Here is a 14,331-nt window from a genome sequence, read left to right as displayed (position 1 = left end):
GCAAACGCGTTGGAGTAAAGATGACCCAGTTGTTCGCGAAGGAGCCTGCTGCGCTGTCGGGTAGGGGGGTGTTGACGCTGCGGGGCGTGGGCGTGACGTATCCAAGTGGCATGTGCGCGCTCAAACCGGCGGATTTGTCCTTCACCCCAGGTGAGTTTGCGGTCTTGCTCGGGGCATCAGGAGCTGGAAAGTCGACGCTGCTGCGCTCCATCAACCAATTGGTGCAACCCAGCACGGGTTCGGTACAGCTCCAAGGTGCGGTAGAGCAGGGCTCACGCGCGGCGCGCTTGAGGGCCCTGCGGCGTCAGTGCGCCATGGTGTTTCAGCAGCATCACCTCATCGGTCGGCAAACGGTGCTGAGCAATGTGCTGTTGGGCCTGGTGGGGTCAAGGCCATCGCTGGCCAGCCTGTGGCCATGGTCAAAGCGAGAACGCCTGCTCGCACTGGGTGCCATTGAGCGCGTCGGTCTGTTGGACAAGGCCATGTTTCGCGCCGACATGCTCTCGGGCGGGCAGCAGCAGCGGGTGGGCATTGCCCGGGCCCTGGTGCAGTCACCCCAAGTCTTGTTGGCCGATGAGCCTGTGGCCAGCCTGGACCCTGCCACAGCGCATTCCGTTCTGAGCCTGTTGCACGGCATCTGCAAAAACGACGGGTTGACGGCCTTGGTCAGCCTGCACCAGGTGGATCTTGCCAAAACGTTTGCTGACCGCATCGTCGGCCTGCGATCCGGCGAGGTGCTCTTTGATGTGCCCGCTCCCGATCTGAGTCCTGATTTGCAGGCGCGCCTCTATGGCTCCCGAGGTGCGTCCACCACGGCCTGCGCTGCAGGCGTCGAACCCGAATCCTTTCACGCCAACCCTTTCAACCCTTCGCTGATGGAGACATCCCCATGAACCTTCGCCGTCCATTTCTTCGCCTGGGCGCCTCTGCCGTGCTGGCCTGTCTGCTTGCCACACCCGCGTGGGCTCAAGGCAAAGACCCCAAGAAGCTGCGCGTGGCCCTGCTGCCCGACGAGAACGCTTCGACGATCATCCAGAATGCCCAGCCCCTGAAGGAGTATCTGGAGAAGACCCTGAGCAAGGATGTGGAGATCATCGTCACGACAGACTACTCGTCGATGATCGAAGCCATGCGATTCGGCCGCATTGAAGTGGCCTACTTTGGCCCCTTCTCTTACGTGCTCGCAAAGTCCAAGGCGCCAACGATCGAGCCATTTGCCGTGGGGGTAGAGCGCGGCTCACCCACCTACCAATCGGTGCTGATCGCCACGGCCGGTGGCCCGGTGAAGTCGTTGGCTGACGTTCGTGGTCAGGCGTTTGGCTTTGGCGATCAGGCCTCCACTTCCAGCCACTTGGCGCCTCGCGCCCACCTGCTGACCAAGGCCAAGCTCGATGGCGAGAAGGACTATCGCCCGGTACATCTGGGCACGCACGATGCAGTGGCCAGAGCGGTTCAAGCGGGCCAGGTGCCTGCCGGCGCCTTGTCCAAACCCATCCTGGACAACCTGATGTCTCGTGGCACGGTGGATGGCAGCAAGATCGTTCAAATGGAGTTGACCGCACCCATTCCCAACTACCCCATGGTGATGCAGGCTGATTTGAAGCCCGAGCTGAAGCAGGCCATTCGCAATGCATTTCTGAACATGAAGGATGCGGAGGTGCTCAAGAGCTTCCGGGTTCAGGGGTTCCAGGCCACAGACGACAAGGCTTACGACGTGCTGCGTGAGACCGCGCGCGTGCTCAAACTCGATCTGGGCAAGATGAAATGAGTTCGGCACCCTTGATGGAAGCGCTCTTGCAGGAGGACGCCGCAAGGCGTCTGCGATTGCTGGGGCTGTGCTCGGTGCTGCTGATGGTGTGTCTGGGGGCCCTGCAAGTCACAGGGTTCTTTGACGCTCAGCGGTTTGCAGAGGGTGCTCCGGCCATGGCGCAATTGGCCTCAGAGATGGTGCCGCCCAACTTTGAACGCTGGCGTCATTGGGTTCAACCTTTGGCCGACACACTGGCCATGTCCGTGGCAGGGACCGCACTCACGGTGGTGCTGTCCCTGCCATTGGCACTGCTCGCCGCTCCCAACACCACGCCCCACGCAACCATTGGGCAACTGGCGCGCACGTTGTTGGCGGCCTTCCGCTCAGTTCCCGAAATCATTCTGGGCATCGTCTTCGTGGCGGCGGTAGGCTTCGGGGCCTTGCCCGGTGTACTCGCGTTGGCCCTGCACTCGGCGGGCATGGTGGGCAAGTTCTACGCCGAAGCCATCGAGCACGTGGACCCCAAGCCACTGGAGGCCGCCAGGGCGGCCGGCGCGAGCCGATTCCAGGTCATCGCCCATGCAGTGTTGCCACAGGTGATGCCGCAGCTGGGGGACATCACCATTTACCGCTGGGAGTACCACTTCAGGGCATCTGCCGTTCTGGGCATCGTCGGTGCAGGCGGCATCGGCTTTGAACTGATGGCTGCGCTCAGGCTGGTGAACTACGACCAGGTCAGCGCCATCTTGTTGTGCGTCCTGGCCTGTGTGTTGGTGGTGGACAGCCTGGGCGCATTGCTGCGGCGCAAGCTGAAGTAGGTCAACACCCAAGGGTGCTCATGCAGGCCTTGCTGGCTTTGGAGCGCTGCCTCTTTCCCGGGCGTGTACTGGTGTCCACAGCTCGCCGTTCTTCGTATCAATCCACATGAATCTGAATGCCCCTCTCGGTCGACCCCGCGTGGTCGTGACCCAACCCTTGCACGAGCGCGTGCTCAGGCTGCTGCAAGAAAGTCTGGATGTCGTGATGAACCCTGGCCCCGAGCCCTGGTCGCCGCACACACTGCACCAGCACTTGGCGGATGCCGATGGCTTGATGGCCTTCATGACCGATCGGGTGAATGCCGAAACCTTGGCTGCCGCCCCGCGCCTGAAGGTGATTGCCTGCGCTCTCAAGGGCTACGACAACTTTGACCTGCAGGTCTGCAAGCAACGCGGTGTACGGGTGAGCTATGTGCCCGACCTGCTCACTGAACCCACGGCAGAGTTGGCGCTGGGGCTGGCCATCGCAGCGGGACGCAACCTCATGGCCGGTGATGCCAAGGTTCGTGCCGGCTTTCAGGGCTGGCGGCCCAGCCTGTATGGCAAGGGCCTGCATGGCGCTGTGGCATCGGTGATCGGACTTGGGGCCGTGGGACTGGCCATCGTGGAACGGCTCCGGGGCTTTGGCTGTTCAAAGGTGCTGGGCGTTGACTTGCATTCACGCAGCATGTCGGTTCAGCAGGTGAGCTTGCCCGAAGCCTTCGCGCAAAGCGACTTCGTCTTCTTGGCCCTGCCCTTGAGTCCGCAAACCCGGCACCTGGTCAACGCGGCCCTTTTGCGACAGGCCAAGCCCGACATGGTGCTCATCAACGTGGGCCGAGGCTCGGTGGTTCGGGAATCAGATGTGGCCGATGCGCTGGCCGGCGGACACCTGGGTGCCTACGCTGCCGATGTGTTCGAGCTGGAAGACTGGGGGCTGGATGACCGACCTTGCGACATTGACGCCCGATTGCTTGGCCACCCCGCCACAGTGTTCACACCACACCTGGGCTCGGCGGTGAAAATAGTGCGGCTGGCCATCGAAGAACAGGCGGCCGCTCATCTGTTGTGTGGCCTCAGGCAGAGCGGCTTTCAGGTCGAGGCACCGCCCTTGGTGCGGCCCTGCTGGGCCGTGAACTGAGCATCCACTGATTAAAGATGCCATTGGCGCTGTCAAATCAGTGCGCAGCAAGTCGAAGCAAAAGTCCGATGCCTATGTGTGGTTCAAAGACCGGTCGTTTACTGGTTGCGCGCGCGGTGGGCATCGGCGCAATGTGCCTACAGATCGCCAGCAAGTGGCCCTACGGCACCAAACAAAAAGCCACCGCGAGGGTGGCTTTTCGTACCAGGTAATCGCGTTACTTGGCTGTGTTCTGGTGGCGCTTCAGGGATTCGAACCCCGGACCTGCGGATTATGATTCCGTCGCTCTAACCGGCTGAGCTAAAGCGCCATCGAGACCGAAAGTATAGCCTGCCTTTTTGCAGCTTTGCAAGGGCCTCGCGAAATTTTTTGCCGCCCCAAGGCCTCATGCCACCCCACCCCTTGAAATCGGCTGCCTGTGCCTCACCTGTGGCGGCGTCGGGTGGCTGCTCTGCTGGCGGCCCCCACGTTCACACATTGCCCATCCACAGACTGCACACGAACAGCCATGGACAAGACCACCCATTCCTTCCAGGCCGAGGTCAAGCAACTGCTGCACCTGGTCACGCACTCGCTGTACTCCAACAAGGAAATCTTCCTGCGCGAGCTGATCTCCAACGCCTCTGACGCCTGCGACAAGCTGCGCTTCGAGGCGCTCGACAACGCCAGCTTCTACGAAGACGCGCCCAACCTCGAGGTGCGCGTGCTGGTCGACAAGGGCAACCGCACCCTCACCATCCGCGACAACGGCATCGGCATGAGCACGCAGGAGGCCATCGACCACCTGGGCACCATCGCCAAGAGCGGCACCAAAGAGTTCATGGGCCGCCTGTCGGGCGACCAGAAGAAAGACGCCCAGCTCATCGGCCAGTTCGGCGTGGGCTTTTACAGCGGCTACATCGTGGCCGACAAGATCACGGTGGAAACCCGCCGCGCCGGCCTGAAGGCTGAAGAGGGCGTGCGCTGGGTCAGCGAAGGCACGGGTGATTTCGAGGTCGAAGCCATCACCAAGCCCACCCGTGGCACCGACATCATCCTGCACCTGCGCGAAGGCGAAGACGAGTTCCTGTCGGCCTGGAAGCTGCGCAGCATCATCGGCAAGTATTCCGACCACATCTCGCTGCCCATCCTGATGCAAAAGGAAACCTGGGACGCCGAGAAGAGCGAGTACGTGCTCGAAGACACCTGGGACACCGTGAACCGCGCCGCCGCGCTGTGGACGCGCAGCAAGGGCGAGATCACGCAGGAACAGTACGACGAGTTCTACAAGCAGATCAGCCACGACAGCGAAGGCCCGCTGGCCCACACGCACAACCGCGTGGAAGGCCGCAGCGAATACACCCAGCTGCTCTACATCCCCAAGAAGGCGCCGTACGACATCTGGAACCGCGACAAGCACGGCGGCCTGAAGCTGTACGTCAAGCGCGTGTTCATCATGGACGATGCCGAGGCCCTGCTGCCCAGCTACCTGCGCTTTGTGAAGGGTGTGGTCGATTCGGCCGACCTGCCGCTGAACGTCAGCCGCGAGATCCTGCAGGAAAGCCGCGACGTCAAGGCCATCCGCGAGGGCTGCACCAAGCGCGTGCTGTCGATGCTGGAAGACCTTGCGAACAACGAAGACGCGGCCAAGCGCGAGCAGTACGCCGCCTTCTGGAAGGAATTCGGGCAGGTGCTGAAAGAAGGTGTGGGCGAAGATTTCGCCAACCGCGAGCGCCTGGCCAAGCTGCTGCGCTTTGCCTCGACGCACGACGAGTCGGGCGAACCCACCGTGTCGCTGGCCGATTACGTGTCGCGCATGAAGGAAGGCCAGGACGACATCTATGTGATTGCGTCCGATTCGCTGGCTGCCGCCAAGAACAGCCCCCAGCTGGAGATCTTCCGCAAGAAGGGCATCGAGGTGCTGCTGCTGACCGACCGCGTCGACGAGTGGCTGCTGTCGCACCTGTACGAGTTCGAAGGCCATTCGCTGCAGAGCGTGGCCAAGGGTGCGGTCGACCTGGGCAAGCTGCAGGACGAAGAAGAAAAGAAGAAGGCCGACGAGGTGGCCGAGCAGTTCAAGCCGCTGGTCGAGCGCCTGCAGGCCTCGCTGAAAGACCGTGCCAAAGAAGTGCGCGTGACCACCCGCCTGGTCGACTCACCGGCCTGCCTGGTGGTGGGTGAGGGCGAGGTGTCGGGCCACCTGGCGCGCCTGCTGAAGCAGGCCGGGCAAGATGCGCCAGACGTCAAGCCCGTGCTGGAGATCAACCCCGAGCACGCCCTGGTGAAAAAGCTGGACACGGCCGATCGCTTTGATGACCTGGCCCAGGTGCTGTTCGACCAGGCCCTGCTGGCCGAAGGCGGGCAGCTGGAAGACCCGGCGGCCTATGTGCGCCGCGTGAACGCCTTGCTGCTGGGGCACTGAGGCGACTGGAGGGGTGAGGCCGCGGGCTCAGCGTGAGCCGGCGGCTGCCAGCCCTGGCGCGTCGGGCGCCGACAGCGGGGCCGGCACCGAATTGGCCGCGTCGGCATCGAAGCGGCTATCCATGGCGAAGAAGGAATCACCGAAGGTGGATTCGGTGTAGCCCGTGTCGTGGCGGGTGCGGTTGGCGCTGTTGCGGTGCGCGCGCTCGGTGCGGCGGTGTTGCAGCTTTTGCGCCAGTTCCGCCCGGGCTTGGGCCAGGGGCGACAGGGCGCCTGAGGCGCCCGCCAACCCGCTTGAACCTGGTGTCGCGGCCTGCGTGCCAGAAAACTGCTGCGCACCCAGAGCCAGTTGGGCCAGTGCGTGCGGGTCAAGGCGCTGGCCGCTGGGCACGCGCAGGTAGCGCACACGGCAGGCGTCCAGCACCGATTCTTTCAGGCGCAAGGTGCGGCCCGAGGTGGGGCGGTTGGGCGCCTCCAGGTCGATGGCCGAGATCACGGTGCCGTGGGGCGTGCACACCACGAACGACACGTTCAGCGGGTGCAGGCGCTCGAACCACAGGCGTGCTTCCGACTCGCGCGTGGCATGGCAAAAGCGCAGCAGGTTCACCTTGGCCAGCACCACATGCTGGGGCAAGGCGGCCTGCAGTTCGCGGAACAGCAGCCGCTCTTCGGTGGTGAACAGGGGGCGGGCTGTCAGGCTGAAGGCCGTGGGCCAGGCCTGGGCCGAGCGCTGCCTTCGGGTGTGCCACCAGTGCACGGCAGCGCCGCCCGCCAGCAAGGCGAGCGTGGGGCCTGCGATCAAGAGGGTGGTGGTCAACAGCATGGAAGCATCGTAGGCGTCATCGGGACTGCTGGAAATCCCTAGGCGGAGGGGAGTGGGGTTCGCAGGCGGTCACAACGGTGAGCATTTGTGAGATCGGCCCGCAAAAATTCAAAGCGTGGAACGGGTCGTGTGCGTCGTGACCGCGTTCACACCGACAGCCACTGTTGCAGGCGGTGGCGCACCGCCTGAACCTGTGCCTTCCAGCGGAACACCAGTTCGGCGCCCATGTCCTGCGCCGTGCCTTCGAGGTGGCTGGCCAGATTGTCTTTGGGCAGACGCAGCCAGGCCTCTGAGTCAGCGCCGTTGGTCTCCACCAAGGCCCCCGCGCGGGCGGCAATCTTGAGCATGGGGCGGTTTTCGGTCAGGGCGTGGATCACCAGCGCGTGGGCGTGCCGGTTGCGGGCGTGCATCACGGCATGGTTGAACAGGCGCTGCCCCAGGCCCAGACCGCGTGCCGACGGCAGCACGGACACGCCAAACTCCATGGCGTGCCCGCGGCCCTGGGCCATGGCCGGGTGGTTCAGGTCCCCCAGATCGGCCAGGTGTGACACCGCAATCAGCTGCAGGCGGCGGTTGAACACACCGAACACGTCGTCGCGCTTGAAGTTGATGGAGGCCGCGTAGGCCTTCATCTGCTCTGCGGTGGCTTGAAAGCCGAAGCGCAGGTACCGATCACCCTCGTCGAGTTGCAGCAGGTGGTCGACGATCTTGGCGCGGTGGCGCGGTTTCAGCTGCCGGATCGGGATCCAGGCATGGGCAAGGTGTTGGCGTCGGGCCAGGCGACGGGCTTCTTGGCGTGCCGAAACGGCGGAACCGGGAGCCCCCGATGGGCCGAACTGATCGAGTTCGTGCACAGGTTTGACGGTGACCATCATGTGGATGCCGTGTATCAGGGTTTCCACCAGTCTGCCGGGTTATCGGTCGGTCTGCAACCCATTGAAGCCGGTGTCCTGATCTGGATCAGGGCATTGCAGTGGTGCGAAACCCGTGCTAGAGTGTCAAATTCCCCGTCTTGGCTGCCGGGGATTGAGCGGCATGCTGCACTGGTCTGCAAAGAACGGGTGAATGCACGCCGGGCATGTTCGGTCCTGAACACACGCGGTCCACCGGCATTTGTGGTGGCAGGCGTCAGGGTCGGCAGCGAACCGCGAGGCCACCATCACGGTGAGGGCAGCGGGCGCAGGTTCCAGGTCGGTCTGACCTGTGGGCCTGGGGCCCATGGCGCCGATCCCGGAACAGAAGTGGCACCAAGGCAAGCGTCAGCCTTTTTTTGATCTCTCAAGGAACTCTCATGAAGACTTTCAGCGCCAAGCCGGCCGAAGTTCAACACGAGTGGTTTGTGATTGACGCCACCGACAAGGTGCTCGGACGTGTCGCCAGCGAAGTGGCACTCCGTCTGCGCGGCAAGCACAAGGCCATTTACACCCCCCACGTCGACACCGGTGACTACATCGTCATCGTGAACGCCGACAAGATCCGCGTCACTGGCACCAAGGCCAACGACAAGATCTACTACCGTCACTCGGGCTTCCCTGGCGGCATCTACGCCACGCGCTTCAAGGACATGCAGGCCAAGCACCCCGGCCGCGCCCTGGAAAAGGCCGTGAAGGGCATGCTGCCGAAGGGCCCCCTGGGCTACGCCATGATCAAGAAGCTGAAGGTTTATGCCGGTGGTGAACACCCGCACACCGCTCAGCAACCCAAGACGCTGGACATCTAAGGAGCCACCATGCCCATCGGTAACTGGAACTATGGCACCGGCCGTCGCAAGTCGTCGGTTGCCCGCGTCTTCATCAAGAAGGGTACCGGCCAGATCACGATCAATGGTCGTCCTCTGGAACAGTACTTCGGCCGTCAGACCTCCATCATGGTGGTCAAGCAGCCCCTGGTGCTGACCAACAACGGTGAAGCCTTCGACATTAAGGTCAACGTCCACGGTGGTGGCGAATCCGGTCAAGCTGGTGCCGTCCGTCACGGTGTGACCCGCGCCCTGATCGATTTCGACGCCACCCTGAAGCCCGAACTGAGCCGCGCTGGTTACGTGACCCGCGACGCCCGCGAAGTCGAGCGTAAGAAGGTCGGTCTGCACGGCGCCCGTCGCCGCAAGCAGTTCAGCAAGCGCTGATCGACTGGACGCTGCCAGGGCACTTCGGTGCGCTGGTGGTCTTCCGAAAAACCCGCCCGGGCAACCTGGCGGGTTTTTTCATGCCTGCACACTCGTTGCGTGGCGTCAGAACCGGATGTTGTACGACAGGCCCAGCGCCAGCTCGGCCGAGGCGGTGGCGTCGTGGTCGGGATGCACCCGCCAGGCCAGGGCCACAGCCCATTGGCGACCTGGGCCGTCGGGGCGTGTGTAGCGCAGCTCGGTCAGGCGTTCGCGTGCTTCGGGTTTGAGTTGCACCGTGTGTTCGGCGTAGTGCGGCACACCGGTGTCGGGGTCGACCTGGTCGATCACCTGGTAGGTCAGGCTGCCTTGGCTTGCGCGCAGTGGGGCCTGGTGGGTCAGGCTCAAGCGGTCCCCCGGGACCCAGGTGTCACGCCGCATCAGGCCCACGGCATGGCCGTCGGCCAGCAGTCGGGTGCTGGCCAGCAGCAGGCCGTGGTTTGCCGGGGCCGGGCTGTCGGCGCGGGTCCACTGCAGGCCCAGGGCCCAGTGCGTGTCGAGTTGCCAGGCGCCGGCCAAGGTCACGCCCACCGTTCTGGTTTGCTGGTTCAGGCCCAGGGGCTCGCGTGAGTAGCCGCCCAGAAAGCCGTGTTCGTCCAACACACTGAAGTTCAAATTCAGCCGGTGGCCAGGGCCTTCGTGGTGCAGTTCAGTGGCCTGCAGTCGACCGCGGGCCTGGCTGTCGTCGGCCTGCGGGTTCAGCCAGGCACCGCGCAGTTGCCAGCCAGGCGCCAGGGGCACGCCAATGGCGCCGAGCCGGTGCTTCGGTGACAAACCGATCAGGGGGCTGGCCAGCCAGCTTTGCCACTCCTGGGGCGCCCACGCGGTGTGCTGGATGCCGTCCAGGCCACTCAGGCTGCCGGCACCTAAGGCCATGGTGGCCGTGCCGCCGTCACCCACCGCCACTTGCCAGCCTGTGGGCGCGCCTGCCTGTGTGGGGCTGCGCCATTGCCAGGCGTGGAACTGGGCGAGCGGGGCCTTGGCCTGGGGTGAGAAGGGGTCGGCAGGGCCCCATGGCCCCCTGGGGCTCTGGGTGGGGCGTGTCTGCGCCTGGTAGCTCCAGCCCAGCAGCCCGGCCCCCAGGGGGCGAAGGCTGAGCTCGCCCAGCAGGCCATCCTGGCCCAGCAGGGTGTCCAGACGCAAACGCGTGCGCGCGGCCAGGGCCTGACCTTCGTCGCGCGTGAAGTGGCGACCGTGCGCGTCGAACACCTGGGTGATCAGGCCCTGGAAGGCCTGGGGGCTGGCCACGCGAGGCTGGCTGGACAGCACCCTGCCGCTGCTCAGGGGCACCGTGAAGGTCACGCCGCGGGCCGTGCGGTAGGTGAAGCTGCCCACCGGGCTCAAGGCGCGGTCGATGTTCAGCAGGCCGTGCCCATACACCGGGTCCACGCCCGGGGCGCCGAGGTCATCGGCGGTCTGCAGCAAGATGGCGCCCACCTGGCTGGCCCGCAGGTAGGGCCATTTCGACAGCAGCAGGGCCGCAGCGCCCGACACCGCTGGCGTGGCCTGCGAGGTGCCACTGAGGGTGAGGGTGCCCGAGGTGCCGGCCCCCTGGATGTTCACACCGGGTGCCACCAGGTAGTGGGCGGCCGCGCTGCCTGCCTGGTTGCTGAAGCTGGCCAGTTGGCGGTTGACGTCGACCGCGCCCACCACCAGCATCGTGCCTTGGGCCCAGGCGGTGCCGGCGTAGCGGGCGGGCCATGCGGCCTCAGGTTGCCCCTGGTTGCCTGCGGCCACCACCACCAGGGTACGGTCGGTGGCGGCCAGCTCTTTCAGGGCCTGCGTGGCCGTCGGGCCGGTGGCCGCCAGGCTCATGTTCACCACGCGGGCGCCGGCGCGCTGCGCCGCTTGTAAACCAGCGGTCACGGCGGCGCTGCTGGCCAGGTCGCCAGCCACCACTTTGATGGGCAGCAAGGTGGCCATGGGGGCCACACCCACCACACCGGCACCATTGATGGGTGCAGCGAGCAGGCTGGCCACCTGGGTGCCATGGCCACTTTCGTCCTGCACGTTCTGGCTGCCGTCGATGGCATTGATGCCTGGCAGCACCCGCTGCCAATTTGCAAAATCAGCCACCTGGCGGTTGAGTCCGGTGTCCAGCACGGCCACGATCACCCCATGGCCGTTCACACCCTGCGCCAGCCAGCGGGCACCACCCAGTTGCTGCAACTGGTTGGCGCGTTGCCAATCGCTCAGCGGCGGGCTGAGCCACGGGGGGGACCAGGGTGTCAGTCCTGCCCATTGCGCTTGAGCGACGCCGAGGCTGAGCAGGCAGCTCCAGGCCACCAGTGCGTTGCGAAAATTGACCATGTGGGCTCACCTGGGAAAAGTCCATGCGAGCCGACGGGCAGTCCGGTACGGCGACTGCGCGCCGGCCGTCGGGCATTCCGAGCCCGACCGGCAATGCCTTGGTGTCGGCATTCGCACGCACAGGTTGAGCCCTGCGGGCCTTGTGTGATGGCCGAAAAAGCCCTGGAAACCGGCGTCGGCCTCCCGATTCCCTGGCGAAACAGGGATCGGCCCTGCGAGATCTCTACAATCGCGGTTTTCCCGCAGGTTCTCGCAAAGGATTGGTCATGGTCAAAGTTGGCATCGTCGGTGGCACCGGTTACACGGGCGTCGAGCTGTTGCGCCTGCTGGCGCAGCACCCTCAGGTGCAGATCAAGGCCATCACCTCGCGCAAAGAGGCTGGCATGCCGGTGTCCGACATGTACCCCAGCCTGCGCGGCCACGTCGACATCCCCTTCGTCACCCCGGACGAAGCCGACCTGAAGGCCTGCGATGTGGTGTTCTTTGCCACCCCGCATGGTGTGGCCATGGCTCAGACGCCCGAGCTGCTGGCCGCTGGCGTGAAGGTGATCGACCTGGCGGCCGATTTCCGCCTGAAAGACACCGCCGAGTTCGAACAGTGGTACGGCATGGCCCACACCTGTCCCGACATCCTGGCCGAAGCCGTGTACGGTCTGCCTGAACTCAACCGCGAGGCCATCCAGGCCGCGCGTGTCATCGGCAATCCGGGCTGCTACCCCACCTCGGTGCAGCTGGGCCTGGCCCCGCTGCTGCGTGCCGGCCTGATCGAGCCCACCGGCATCATCGCCAACTGCGCCTCGGGCGTGTCGGGCGCCGGTCGCAAGGCCGAAGTGCACACCCTGATGGCCGAAGCCGCCGACAACTTCAAGGCCTATGGCGTCAAGGGCCACCGTCACGGCCCCGAGATCAACCAGCAGCTGCGCACCATCGCAGGCCGCGACGACATCGACTGCCTGTTCGTGCCCCACCTGCTGCCCCTGATCCGCGGCATCCATTCCACGGTGTATGCCCGCCTGAACAGCGCCGGCCAGGCCGCCGACCTGCAGGCCACCTTCGAAGCCGCCTACCAGGGCGAGCGCTTCGTCGACGTGCTGCCGGCTGGCAGCGCCCCCGAAACCCGCAGCGTGCGCGCCAGCAACACGGTGCGCATCGCAGTGCACAAGCCCCGCCCCGACACCGTGATGGTGCTGGTGGTGGAAGACAACCTGTGCAAGGGCGCCTCGGGTCAGGCCGTGCAGTGCATGAACCTGATGTTCGGCCTGGAAGAGCACCTGGGCCTGAACCTGGTGCCGGTGCTGCCCTGATGCGCTGGCGCCTGCTGCGGCGGCGGCTGTCGATCAGCTCGCCGCGCATGACAGTCCGCAGCCACCTGCCGTGGCCGCTGCGCTGGGCCGCCGTGGCCGTGGTGCTCGGTTTTTCCGGTGCGCTGGCCTTGTGGGCCTTCGAGTTCGGCAAGAACATCGCCGGCCTGGGCCAGGATTCGGCCGAGCTGAAGGTGGCTTTGCAGCAGGCCCGCAGCGACATCGACACCCTGCGCCGCGAGCGCGAAAGCGCCCAGGCCATCGCCAACACCGCCGACAGCCTGCTCAAGGCCGAAAAAGCCGCCCAGAGCCGTCTGGCCGAGCAGGTCAAGGCCCTGGAGCTGGAAAACCAGGTGCTCAAAGACGACCTGGGCTTTTTCGAGCGCCTGATGCCCTCGGCGGGCGATGGCATGAACATCCGCGGCCTGCAGATCGACCTGCCGGCCCCTGGCCAGCTGCGCTACCAGTTGCTGGTGATGCAGCAGGGTGGTCGCGCGTTGCCTGATTTCCGCGGGCGCTACGAAGTCAGCCTGTCCGGGCTGGTCGATGGCAAGCCCTGGAACGTGCAGATGCCCCAGGTGAGCAAGCCGCTGCAGTTGCGCCAGTACGCCCGCCTGGAAGGGGTGGCCGAATACCCCTCCACTGTCGTGGTCAAGCAGGTGCAGGTGCGGGTGCTGGACGAGCAGGGCCGCGTGCACGCCACGCAAAGCCAGAAGCTGTGACGCACCGCACAATCAGGGCATTGACGCTGGTGGCGATTGGTGTAAATCTTGCGCCCCTCTGATCGGCACTGACCTGGAGTTCGCATGTTTGGCTGGAAGAAGACCCCCCCTCTCCGCACCCTGATCGGTGAAGGCACCGTCATGCAGGGCGAGATCCGTTTCAGCGACGGCTTGCGCATCGACGGCGAAGTGGTGGGCGACATCATCGCCATCGGTGACAAGCGCACCCTGCTGGTCATCAGCGAAAAGGCCAAGGTCACGGGCAAGATCCGTGCGGGCCATGTCATCATCAATGGCCTTGTGCAGGGTCCGGTTGAATCGGAAGACCTGCTCGAACTTCAGCCCAAAGCGCGTATCGTGGGCGATGTGAAGTACGAGGCGCTTGAAATGCACCAGGGGGCCACCATCAATGGTGAACTGCACCCCATGAAGACCGAAGACAAGCCTGCCTTGAAGCTGGCCGCCAACAACGGCTGAGCCGGCGCATTGAATTTCTGGAGAACTGTATGAGCACTGCCACCGCAGCACTGACCACCGCCGAGGTGCCTGACGCACCGCCGGCCCCGATTGTTTTCACCGATGCCGCTGCCGCCAAGGTGGCTGAACTGGTGGCCGAAGAAGGCAACCCTGACCTGAAGCTGCGTGTGTTCGTGCAAGGTGGCGGCTGTTCGGGCTTCCAGTATGGTTTCACTTTCGACGAAATCCAGAACGAAGACGACACCCCCATGAGCAAGAACGGCGTGACCCTGCTGATCGACGCCATGAGCCTGCAGTACCTGATCGGTGCCGAGATCGACTACAAGGACGACCTCGAAGGCGCCCAGTTCGTGATCCGCAACCCGAACGCTACCACCACCTGCGGTTGCGGTTCGAGTTTCTCGGTCTGAGCTGACACCTCAGGCGCTGCCTTGCCGATTCAGGCG

The 14,331-nt window shown here is 64.7% G+C and carries 14 protein-coding genes and 1 tRNA gene; 11 read left to right on the top strand and 4 right to left on the bottom strand.

Features of this window, described 5'->3' with window-relative positions:
• Positions 1–20 precede the first annotated feature (20 nt).
• The 4 genes from phnC to EYS42_RS11540 all read left to right on the top strand — a co-directional run bounded on the left by phnC (position 21) and on the right by EYS42_RS11540 (position 3,688).
• Positions 21–893: a phosphonate ABC transporter ATP-binding protein gene (phnC, locus tag EYS42_RS11555; protein ID WP_130968312.1), complete on the top strand. Its 873-nt coding sequence runs from the start codon at positions 21–23 to the stop codon at positions 891–893.
• Positions 890–1,768 carry a phosphate/phosphite/phosphonate ABC transporter substrate-binding protein gene (phnD, locus tag EYS42_RS11550; protein WP_130968311.1) on the top strand — a complete coding sequence of 293 codons (879 nt, stop codon included), beginning with the start codon at positions 890–892 and terminating at the stop codon, positions 1,766–1,768. The genes phnC and phnD overlap by 4 nt, the downstream gene beginning before the upstream one ends.
• Entirely contained in the window at positions 1,765–2,568 is an 804-nt protein-coding gene (gene phnE, locus EYS42_RS11545; RefSeq protein WP_130968310.1) for a phosphonate ABC transporter, permease protein PhnE, read from the top strand. The genes phnD and phnE overlap by 4 nt, the downstream gene beginning before the upstream one ends.
• A gap of 106 nt (positions 2,569–2,674) precedes the next feature.
• On the top strand, positions 2,675–3,688 hold the full coding sequence (locus EYS42_RS11540; RefSeq protein ID WP_130968309.1) for an NAD(P)-dependent oxidoreductase: 1,014 nt from the start codon (positions 2,675–2,677) through the stop codon (positions 3,686–3,688).
• 233 nt (positions 3,689–3,921) lie between these two features.
• On the opposite strand, the gene EYS42_RS11535 is transcribed toward EYS42_RS11540, so the two are convergent.
• Positions 3,922–3,998: transfer RNA gene (locus tag EYS42_RS11535), tRNA-Met, on the bottom strand.
• Between the two features lie 198 nt (positions 3,999–4,196).
• Between EYS42_RS11535 and htpG the strand changes: the two genes are divergently transcribed.
• Positions 4,197–6,089: a molecular chaperone HtpG gene (gene htpG, locus EYS42_RS11530; protein ID WP_130968308.1), complete on the top strand. Its 1,893-nt coding sequence runs from the start codon at positions 4,197–4,199 to the stop codon at positions 6,087–6,089.
• A 27-nt stretch (positions 6,090–6,116) separates the two neighbouring features.
• Here the strand turns inward: htpG and EYS42_RS11525 are convergent, their stop codons facing one another.
• A complete protein-coding gene (locus EYS42_RS11525) occupies positions 6,117–6,911 on the bottom strand; it encodes a DUF2726 domain-containing protein (RefSeq protein ID WP_130968307.1) in 795 nt (264 codons plus the stop codon).
• 146 nt (positions 6,912–7,057) lie between these two features.
• Positions 7,058–7,813, bottom strand: a complete 756-nt coding sequence (locus tag EYS42_RS11520; protein ID WP_245503617.1) for a GNAT family N-acetyltransferase — start codon at positions 7,811–7,813, stop codon at positions 7,058–7,060.
• A gap of 389 nt (positions 7,814–8,202) precedes the next feature.
• Here EYS42_RS11520 and rplM point away from each other — a divergent pair, with 389 nt between their 5' ends.
• Together rplM and rpsI are read left to right on the top strand one after the other, a co-directional pair.
• A complete protein-coding gene (gene rplM, locus EYS42_RS11515; RefSeq protein ID WP_130968306.1) occupies positions 8,203–8,631 on the top strand; it encodes a 50S ribosomal protein L13 in 429 nt (142 codons plus the stop codon).
• A 9-nt stretch (positions 8,632–8,640) separates the two neighbouring features.
• Complete coding sequence (gene rpsI / locus EYS42_RS11510) at positions 8,641–9,036, top strand: 30S ribosomal protein S9 (RefSeq protein WP_130968305.1); 396 nt, start codon at positions 8,641–8,643, stop codon at positions 9,034–9,036.
• Between the two features lie 105 nt (positions 9,037–9,141).
• Here rpsI and EYS42_RS11505 read toward each other — a convergent pair whose 3' ends face one another.
• On the bottom strand, positions 9,142–11,385 hold the full coding sequence (locus EYS42_RS11505; protein WP_130968304.1) for a S8 family serine peptidase: 2,244 nt from the start codon (positions 11,383–11,385) through the stop codon (positions 9,142–9,144).
• Positions 11,386–11,651: 266 nt separating this feature from the next.
• Here EYS42_RS11505 and argC point away from each other — a divergent pair, with 266 nt between their 5' ends.
• The 4 genes from argC (at position 11,652) to erpA (ending at position 14,295) form a co-directional block, all read left to right on the top strand.
• Positions 11,652–12,689, top strand: a complete 1,038-nt coding sequence (gene argC, locus EYS42_RS11500) for an N-acetyl-gamma-glutamyl-phosphate reductase (RefSeq protein ID WP_130968303.1) — start codon at positions 11,652–11,654, stop codon at positions 12,687–12,689.
• 47 nt (positions 12,690–12,736) lie between these two features.
• On the top strand, positions 12,737–13,408 hold the full coding sequence (locus tag EYS42_RS11495) for a DUF6776 family protein (RefSeq protein ID WP_245503616.1): 672 nt from the start codon (positions 12,737–12,739) through the stop codon (positions 13,406–13,408).
• Between the two features lie 84 nt (positions 13,409–13,492).
• Entirely contained in the window at positions 13,493–13,885 is a 393-nt protein-coding gene (locus tag EYS42_RS11490; protein ID WP_130968301.1) for a bactofilin family protein, read from the top strand.
• 29 nt (positions 13,886–13,914) lie between these two features.
• Positions 13,915–14,295 (top strand): iron-sulfur cluster insertion protein ErpA, encoded by a 381-nt coding sequence (gene erpA, locus EYS42_RS11485; protein WP_130968300.1) that lies wholly within the window; start codon positions 13,915–13,917, stop codon positions 14,293–14,295.
• Positions 14,296–14,331 lie beyond the last annotated feature (36 nt).

Source organism: Aquabacterium lacunae, from assembly GCF_004310865.1.
GTDB classification, from domain to species: domain Bacteria; phylum Pseudomonadota; class Gammaproteobacteria; order Burkholderiales; family Burkholderiaceae_C; genus Aquabacterium; species Aquabacterium lacunae.
This window is presented reverse-complemented; position numbering and strand designations above follow the sequence as displayed.

Bases quoted from the DNA above. Each gene is read 5' to 3' on its own strand.
- phnD (WP_130968311.1), top strand. From the start codon at position 890: ATGAACCTTCGCCGTCCATTTCTTCGCCTGGGCGCCTCTGCCGTGCTG.
- rpsI (WP_130968305.1), top strand. From the start codon at position 8,641: ATGCCCATCGGTAACTGGAACTATGGCACCGGCCGTCGCAAGTCGTCG.
- phnC (WP_130968312.1), top strand. From the start codon at position 21: ATGACCCAGTTGTTCGCGAAGGAGCCTGCTGCGCTGTCGGGTAGGGGG.
- rplM (WP_130968306.1), top strand. From the start codon at position 8,203: ATGAAGACTTTCAGCGCCAAGCCGGCCGAAGTTCAACACGAGTGGTTT.
- argC (WP_130968303.1), top strand. From the start codon at position 11,652: ATGGTCAAAGTTGGCATCGTCGGTGGCACCGGTTACACGGGCGTCGAG.
- htpG (WP_130968308.1), top strand. From the start codon at position 4,197: ATGGACAAGACCACCCATTCCTTCCAGGCCGAGGTCAAGCAACTGCTG.
- EYS42_RS11525 (WP_130968307.1), bottom strand. From the start codon at position 6,911: ATGCTGTTGACCACCACCCTCTTGATCGCAGGCCCCACGCTCGCCTTG.
- EYS42_RS11495 (WP_245503616.1), top strand. From the start codon at position 12,737: ATGACAGTCCGCAGCCACCTGCCGTGGCCGCTGCGCTGGGCCGCCGTG.
- EYS42_RS11505 (WP_130968304.1), bottom strand. From the start codon at position 11,385: ATGGTCAATTTTCGCAACGCACTGGTGGCCTGGAGCTGCCTGCTCAGC.
- erpA (WP_130968300.1), top strand. From the start codon at position 13,915: ATGAGCACTGCCACCGCAGCACTGACCACCGCCGAGGTGCCTGACGCA.
- EYS42_RS11540 (WP_130968309.1), top strand. From the start codon at position 2,675: ATGAATCTGAATGCCCCTCTCGGTCGACCCCGCGTGGTCGTGACCCAA.
- EYS42_RS11490 (WP_130968301.1), top strand. From the start codon at position 13,493: ATGTTTGGCTGGAAGAAGACCCCCCCTCTCCGCACCCTGATCGGTGAA.
- phnE (WP_130968310.1), top strand. From the start codon at position 1,765: ATGAGTTCGGCACCCTTGATGGAAGCGCTCTTGCAGGAGGACGCCGCA.